This window comes from Leptolyngbya sp. FACHB-711 (assembly GCF_014695615.1).
GTDB lineage: Bacteria > Cyanobacteriota > Cyanobacteriia > Elainellales > Elainellaceae > Leptolyngbya_A.
On sequence record NZ_JACJOR010000108.1, the window covers coordinates 1 to 6,718 of the forward strand.

The 6,718-nt window shown below is 49.5% G+C and carries 9 protein-coding genes; 3 read left to right on the forward strand and 6 right to left on the reverse strand.

Annotated features, from left to right (window positions below; genetic code table 11):
• Positions 1–88: 88 nt before the first annotated feature.
• The 3 genes from H6F80_RS03350 (at position 89) to H6F80_RS03360 (ending at position 1,720) form a co-directional block, all read left to right on the forward strand.
• On the forward strand, positions 89–487 hold the full coding sequence (locus H6F80_RS03350) for a gas vesicle protein K (RefSeq protein WP_242067138.1): 399 nt from the start codon (positions 89–91) through the stop codon (positions 485–487).
• Between the two features lie 213 nt (positions 488–700).
• Positions 701–1,435: a gas vesicle protein GvpF gene (gene gvpF, locus H6F80_RS03355; RefSeq protein ID WP_190790199.1), complete on the forward strand. Its 735-nt coding sequence runs from the start codon at positions 701–703 to the stop codon at positions 1,433–1,435.
• 21 nt (positions 1,436–1,456) lie between these two features.
• A complete protein-coding gene (locus tag H6F80_RS03360; RefSeq protein ID WP_190790200.1) occupies positions 1,457–1,720 on the forward strand; it encodes a gas vesicle protein GvpG in 264 nt (87 codons plus the stop codon).
• On the opposite strand, the gene psb29 is transcribed toward H6F80_RS03360, so the two are convergent.
• From psb29 to H6F80_RS03390, 6 genes are all read right to left on the reverse strand, one after another.
• Complete coding sequence (psb29, locus tag H6F80_RS03365; RefSeq protein WP_190790201.1) at positions 1,705–2,415, reverse strand: photosystem II biogenesis protein Psp29; 711 nt, start codon at positions 2,413–2,415, stop codon at positions 1,705–1,707. The two genes, H6F80_RS03360 and psb29, sit on opposite strands and share 16 nt — an antisense overlap.
• Positions 2,416–2,559: 144 nt before the next feature.
• Positions 2,560–3,453: an acetylglutamate kinase gene (gene argB, locus H6F80_RS03370; protein ID WP_190790202.1), complete on the reverse strand. Its 894-nt coding sequence runs from the start codon at positions 3,451–3,453 to the stop codon at positions 2,560–2,562.
• Between the two features lie 175 nt (positions 3,454–3,628).
• Positions 3,629–4,195 (reverse strand): shikimate kinase, encoded by a 567-nt coding sequence (locus H6F80_RS03375; protein ID WP_190790203.1) that lies wholly within the window; start codon positions 4,193–4,195, stop codon positions 3,629–3,631.
• Between the two features lie 175 nt (positions 4,196–4,370).
• A complete protein-coding gene (locus H6F80_RS03380) occupies positions 4,371–5,171 on the reverse strand; it encodes a hypothetical protein (protein ID WP_190790204.1) in 801 nt (266 codons plus the stop codon).
• Between the two features lie 140 nt (positions 5,172–5,311).
• Positions 5,312–5,809, reverse strand: a complete 498-nt coding sequence (locus tag H6F80_RS03385) for a GNAT family N-acetyltransferase (protein ID WP_190790206.1) — start codon at positions 5,807–5,809, stop codon at positions 5,312–5,314.
• 200 nt (positions 5,810–6,009) lie between these two features.
• Complete coding sequence (locus H6F80_RS03390; protein WP_190790205.1) at positions 6,010–6,576, reverse strand: macro domain-containing protein; 567 nt, start codon at positions 6,574–6,576, stop codon at positions 6,010–6,012.
• Between the last annotated feature and the right edge of the window lie 142 nt (positions 6,577–6,718).

Genomic DNA, 6,718 nt, shown 5'->3' on the forward strand with positions numbered 1-6,718 from the left:
GCCCCCCTCCCCTACAGACTGCTCTCTCGCTGCTGTTCAGCGCACTGAAAGTCAGACTACTCATCCTAGTAAACCGGCAAATGCAGGATTGGCTCCGCTGCTGCTAACCCTGATCGAGCTGATCCGTCAACTCATGGAAGCGCAGGTCATCCGTCGGATGGAAGCCGAAGCCCTCAGCGATCAGGATTTAGAACGGGCAGCAGACAGCTTGCAAAAACTTGAAGCCCAGGTCGTGCAGCTCTGCGAAATTTTTGAAATCGACCCGGCAGATCTCAACGTTGATCTAGGAGAAATTGGAACGCTGCTGCCTGCTAACGGCTACTATCCTGGCAAAACTTCTGCGAAGCCAACCGTTCTGGAACTCCTCGATCGTCTGCTGCATACCGGAGTTGTGCTGGAGGGCGATCTGGATTTGGGACTGGCACAACTTAATCTGATTCATGCCAAACTGCGGCTTGTCCTCACTTCCCGACCAATTACTCCGTAGAGAAAGTGGTTTTGCATCGCGTGAGCGGTTAACGAAAACAGGGAATGCTAAGTCACAGATTCAATCCGTAGTGGAGTCGGTGCCCTAACCGGAAGTAGAGGAGATGCCCATCCACAGAAATTGCCGCTGATTGAATTCACATTCCTCGCTCCGTCGCTGCTCTCCTAAATGGCTGAGCTTCACCAATCGTCATCCTAGTTAAATGGAAATCCCATGTCACACGGTCTTTACTTATACGGAATCTTTCCCTCCCCCGGTCCAAAGGATCTGGGTCTGGAAGGCTTAGACAAGCAGCCCGTTCAGGCTCAAGTGGTCGATGAATTTGTCTTTCTTTATTCCGAAGCGCAGCAGGAACGCTACCTGGCGAGCCGCCGCAATCTGCTCGGACATGAGCGAGTCCTGGAGCAGGCAATGGAGCAGGGCTATCAGACCCTTTTGCCGCTTCAGTTTGGGTTAATTATTCAGGACTGGGAGCGCGTCCAGCAGCAGTTGCTTGTGCCGAAGGGTGAAGTATTGAAGCAGCTTTTGCACAAACTAGAGGGACGACGAGAAGTGAGCGTCAAGGTGGTCTGGGATGCCGCTCGCGAACTGGAAGCACTCATGCAGGAAAACGCCATCCTCCGTGACCAGCGTGACCAACTCGAAGGCAAATCGCTCAGCATGGATGAGGTGGTGCGAATCGGGCAGGCGATCGAGCGGGCGATGAATGACCGCAAGCAGGCGATCGTTGAAACGTTTCGGCAGAGGCTAAACGGGCGGGCGCTCGAGACGGTTGAAAACGACTCCCTTATGGAAGGCATGATTTACAACGCGGCTTATTTGATTCCGTGGGAGCAGGAAGCAGAGTTTTGCGAACAGGTCGAAGTTCTCGATCAAGCGTTTGAGAATCGGCTTCGCATCCGCTACAACAGCTTTACCGCTCCGTTTAACTTTGCTCAGTTACGCTAGTTGCGCCTGGAGGATTCCCTGATGTTTTTTGACTTACTGCTGACTCCGATCACTGCCCCGATTGCCGGAATCGGCTGGATCGGCGAAAAGATTCTAGAGCAAGCCAGCCCAGAACTCGACCAGAAAGAAAATTTGAGCAAGCGACTACTCGCGCTTCAGCTTGCCTTTGATATGGGCGACATCGGCGAAGAAGACTTTGAAGCTCAGGAAGAAGTGCTGCTGCTGGCAATTCAAGCTCTAGAAGACGAGGCAAAGCAAGACGAAGCAGATCAGGCCGTTTCCTGAGAATCGGTGGGGGCTGTCACCGCATCCTTTGCCTTTGCCCGCTCTTCTTTCTTTTTGCGATCGGCTTTGAGGACGTCGGCAAGGACGATTTGCGCCTGCGCCATTTTCTCCAGATTGCTGCGATAGAGTTCCAGGTCTTTTTGCACCTTATCAGTGGAAAAATGCATCGCTTCAGCAAGGGTTTGCAGCAGTTCATTTCGCTGCTTTTCGTCCTTGACCAGTTCCGGGTTCATGGTTTCCAGCAGCGTGTATAAACCGATCGCAAAAGGACGGTTGTATTTGAACTTGGGATTGGCTGCAACGGCTTTCAAATGACCGATAATGCCGCCCGCTTCCGTAGAGGATACATTTTTTGCCTGGTTCAGAAAATCGTTAAACGACAGCGAAGCCGCTTCTGACTGAAGCTGAGCCGCATCATGGCGATATCGCTGTGGGTCATCCTGCAACGATTGACAAAGGGCATTAAAAATCGAGTCTTTGTCCCCTTCAGGACGATAGCCCTGCATAAAGCGATCGAACGATGTCACGACACCAAGGGCATAAATGGGATCGTAGCTGAAATCAGTATTCGCCGACAGCAGGTGCATTTCTACCATCAGCTCATCAACAACCCGCCGATAGATTGAGTTAATCGGGCGCGTATGCAGCGTGTAAAACGCTCTTTTAGTATCGGAAACGGTGCGGACGTTATTCACAAGCCAATTCTAGAAATAGACCTCACTCATTATCCCATATTCCCTTTAGACTGGGCTGACGCTGATCCCGATAATTCAGATGCAGTCCTTCAGATGCAGTCATTCGGATGCAGCATTCGGCGCGGGATAGTTTCTGGTCTAGGGCTAATAGCAAAAATCAGAGGCAACAATCATTGTCCCGGTTCCTTCATCCGTAAAGATTTCTAGCAGCAGCGCATGAGGCAAACGACCGTCAATAATGTGGGCAGCTTTCACGCCTTGTGCCAGCGATCGAACGCAGCAGTTCACTTTGGGAATCATGCCGCCGGATACAATACCCGCTTCAATCAGGTGACGCGCTTCCTGAATATCGACTTTTGAAATGAGCGTACTGGCATCTTTGTAGTCTCGGAGAATGCCGGAGGTGTCCGTCATCAAAATCAGCTTTTCAGCTCCCAGTGCCGCAGCAAGCTCGCCTGCAACCGTATCCGCATTGATGTTGTATGCCTGCCCCTTCTCGTCGGCTGCCACGCTGGAAATGATCGGAATATAGCCATTTTGCACCAGCGAGTTGATCAGCTTTACATCGATCGAATTCACTTCTCCCACAAATCCAATGCCCGTATCGCCCTGCGGACGCGCCCGAATCAGGTTGCCGTCTTTGCCACATAGCCCGACTGCCACACCACCTGCTTGCTGAATCAGCGCGACCAGTTCTTTGTTGACCCGCCCGACCAGCACCATTTCAACCACATCCATTGTGGCAGCATCAGTAACGCGCAGCCCATTCTTAAATTGAGGCTCAATCCCAAGCTTATCCAGCCAGGAGTTAATTTCGGGTCCGCCCCCGTGTACAACAACCGGACGCAAGCCGACACAGGATAGAAAGACAATGTCGCGGATCACCGTCTCTTTGAGGCTTCCGTCTTTCATCGCTGCGCCGCCATACTTCACAACGATCGTGCGCCCGGTAAACTGCTGGATGTAGGGCAGTGCTTCACTCAGAACCCGAACGCGGGTAGCTTCTTCTCTTTGAATGTATTCTTGGTCGAGCGTCATGGAGCAAAAACGAGTTCAAGGAATTGCATTAATGCAGTGTATCAGGCAGGGGTCGGCAGGATGGTGTTCTGTTATGCGATCGATAAGTTTAGGGGAGCTGGGGAGGTAGGGAGATGGGGGGATGGGATGAGGGAGGTTAGAAATCTTTGTGTTTTCCTGTGAATGATTAATTTGGTTAATTGAGATCGGCGATCGACTGGTCGGGCTTGAGCACGGAGGGAATGTCCATCAGAATGCGGTTTGCAATGGCTTGAGGGGATTCTTCGGACGTGATAGAAATCTGTAAATCGGCTTGCTGGTAGAGAGGTTGGCGGGCTTCCAGGATAGTTTGTAGCCGGGCGAGGAGATCTGCGGTTTGGAGCAGGGGGCGAGTTGTGTCTGATTTGAGGCGATCGAACAGGGTCGCAACCGGGACATCGAGCCAAATAATCACGCCGTGCTGCAAATAGCTCCAGTTCGATCGCTCCAGCACAATGCCGCCACCCGTAGCAATCACTAGGCGACGATAGGTGGAAAGTTCTGCCAAAACCTGGGTTTCGAGCTGCCGGAAAGCGGGTTCTCCCTGAGTCGCAAACAGGTCTGAAACTGATTGTCCGGTTGCCTGCTCCACAACGGAATCGGTATCAAAAAACTGATAGCCCAAGGCGGCGGCAAGCTGCTGTCCGATCGTGGTTTTGCCTGCGCCCATCATGCCGATGAGATAGAGATTGATGCCTTTGAGTCGATCGATCAGGGAAGTCATGGGAGGGGGGAGAGCAACGGACTTCAATGATCATAGACCTTTAAACTACGATCGCTCGCTTTTAGGAGCAATGACAGTGGGGCGATCGACTCTGCGTAACGAATCCGCTCACCCGCTGCAGATACTCTCTGCACCATAACCGATCGCCCTACTCGGTCGGTGTGCAGCGGACTTGTTAGGCATTTTCATCTATAAAGTAGTGAGGTAAATCATTACCCCATAAAATTCCACAATCTTGCTCATAGGCAATTTGAGCAACTGTTCTGACGAAGGAAAGACTCAATTTGCAAAAATTAAGTCGAGAGGGTTCAGGGTTTCTCTCTGATCTGAATTCTCGCAATGCTTCTTCCATTGCATCAAAACTACGATCCAAAAGTGGTAAATCAATTTTACTTAGCTCCTGATATAGCTGGCAAGTTTCAGATGGACTTAACCAGCCATAAATCCCATCAGAATTCTTCCATAAATAGCCGATTACATTGCCTCTATAAGCAAGAGCAGAAAGAAGCTCTATTAAACGGAGGTTGTTGAAGTGTAAGTCTTCTTGATACCAAGAAGCACGTTGAGAACGTCCTACGAACTGACTCCTACCTAGCGTCTTTTCGAGTATTGCACCACAAATTAAGCAATTGAAATACTCAACGTTATCTCTTCTTGAAGATGTGTGAAATATACAAAAGTCTCGCAGTAGGCAGCTTGGTGACTTACAAGATCTGAGCTCCCAATCAATGCCTGAGAAAAGACTATATTGATTGCGTGCAGAAAAATCAGCTTCAAGGTAATCGCAGTATTTATCTATATCTAGGCTACTTGAACAAAGATATTCAGGGACATACCAGACCTTGTCGATTTTATGTTTCAGCTCACTTAACCAAGGATTAAGATATCCGGTTAGAAGGAAGCTTTTAAGAGCAGGAATTACTTCAGTAGTGTATTTGTTGTGATCGAAGATATATATCCTGGCATCTGATCCCATAGCTCATTTTTGCCTGTGTGGGAAAATTTTTATCAAACAGAGAAAGTACGCCTAATGTTGCTGTTCAGCGGCAACTGATCAACCTACTGCAACACTAATTGACCCTTTTAGTCCGCTGCAACAGCGTTGTTGTGCTGCGATTACTCATTGAGTCGCTTTTCGTACAAAATCTCATACGGTTGATATCCAGCTCTCTGGTAGAACTTGGCTGCGAGTTCATTGCTGCATAACAAACCCACTCTAACAACTTCCAAATCTAAATTCAGAAAATGCCGTTCAGCTGCTTGCATCAGAGCAGCAGCAACTCCACGCTTTCGCATCGTCGAAACAACATACAAATCAGAAATGTAACCGTATTCTCGCTCTGATTCAACAACATGTAGATCGCTTTCATCAAGTTTCTCAACGAAACAAACAACAAAGCCAAGGATGCCTTCTTGGGACTCTGCAACATAAATTTGACCATTCTGCTGCTTAACAAGTTCTTCAAGATACGTGAGATGGGCATCGCTAATCTCTGAACCCAGTGCTCTGCTCAGATGTAACTCACGCTCAGCATCCTGGAGCAACTCCATTAACGTGACGAGAACTGGTCGGTCTTCAAGCTTAGCAGCACGAATCGTAAAATTAGCTTGCATCAAAGACCAACAACCTTACGTTGTGAGAACTGGAATTAACCTAACATTAGAGACCCACAAGTAGCTTTTAAGGACTGTCTTCACCGATCATCCAGCGGCACAACGGCTGAAGTGAGCGGCGGCAATTAACTTCTGCATCATAACCGATCGCCATTGCTCCGCCGTTCCAACGCAGGGTTATGGGGCTGTTGCGGTCTCAGTTACGGGTCTAAATCATCCATTCGCCATTCTTCTAGTGTCGAAGAAAAAATATCATATTGAGGCTGCTTATATAAGACAAACCGCACGAATGACAGACCTGGAGTTGTGCTGAGAAACGTGCAAACGCAATCAATGGCAGTTTTCGCTGCCGCTGCGACAGGAAAGCGATAGGCTCCCGTTGAGATGGCAGGAAAGGCAATCGAGGTACAGTGATGGGCGATCGCTGCTTGAAGGGCAAGCGTATGAACTTGCCGGAGTTGGGTGTGAGCTTTATCTGAGTACCGTTCGTTGTAGAAGGGACCGACAGCATGAATGACATATTTTGCTTTGAGATTACCGGCAGGCGTAGTCTGGACGTGACCTGTTTGGCAGCGTCGCCCCTGTTCATCTGCAGGTAGCTGGAGACAGAATTCTTTGAGTTGTGGTCCTGCTGCGCGATGAATGGCACCATCCACCCCCCCGCCGCCAGTTAGTTTGGTGTTGGCAGCATTGACGATTGCGTCGGTATCCTGGTCCACGATGTTGCCAAGGATCAACTCAATGGTTCCGTGTTTTAGCTGTCGCATGATGGGCAAGTGCGATGGTCAATAATGCCGTCGGGTAAAAGAGAAGGTTTTAGATATGTCCTTCTCCCTCCCCTCAGAACCGTGCATACAACTTTCACTGTACACGGCTCAAGCAATCTCTATTGCTCACCGATGTAGCTGT

Excerpts from the sequence above, each read along its gene's own strand:
- H6F80_RS03390 (WP_190790205.1), bottom strand. The coding sequence starts at position 6,576 with ATGCGACAGCTAAAACACGGAACCATTGAGTTGATCCTTGGCAACATC.
- gvpF (WP_190790199.1), top strand. The coding sequence starts at position 701 with ATGTCACACGGTCTTTACTTATACGGAATCTTTCCCTCCCCCGGTCCA.
- argB (WP_190790202.1), bottom strand. The coding sequence starts at position 3,453 with ATGACGCTCGACCAAGAATACATTCAAAGAGAAGAAGCTACCCGCGTT.
- H6F80_RS03380 (WP_190790204.1), bottom strand. The coding sequence starts at position 5,171 with ATGGGATCAGATGCCAGGATATATATCTTCGATCACAACAAATACACT.
- H6F80_RS03375 (WP_190790203.1), bottom strand. The coding sequence starts at position 4,195 with ATGACTTCCCTGATCGATCGACTCAAAGGCATCAATCTCTATCTCATC.
- H6F80_RS03360 (WP_190790200.1), top strand. The coding sequence starts at position 1,457 with ATGTTTTTTGACTTACTGCTGACTCCGATCACTGCCCCGATTGCCGGA.
- H6F80_RS03385 (WP_190790206.1), bottom strand. The coding sequence starts at position 5,809 with ATGCAAGCTAATTTTACGATTCGTGCTGCTAAGCTTGAAGACCGACCA.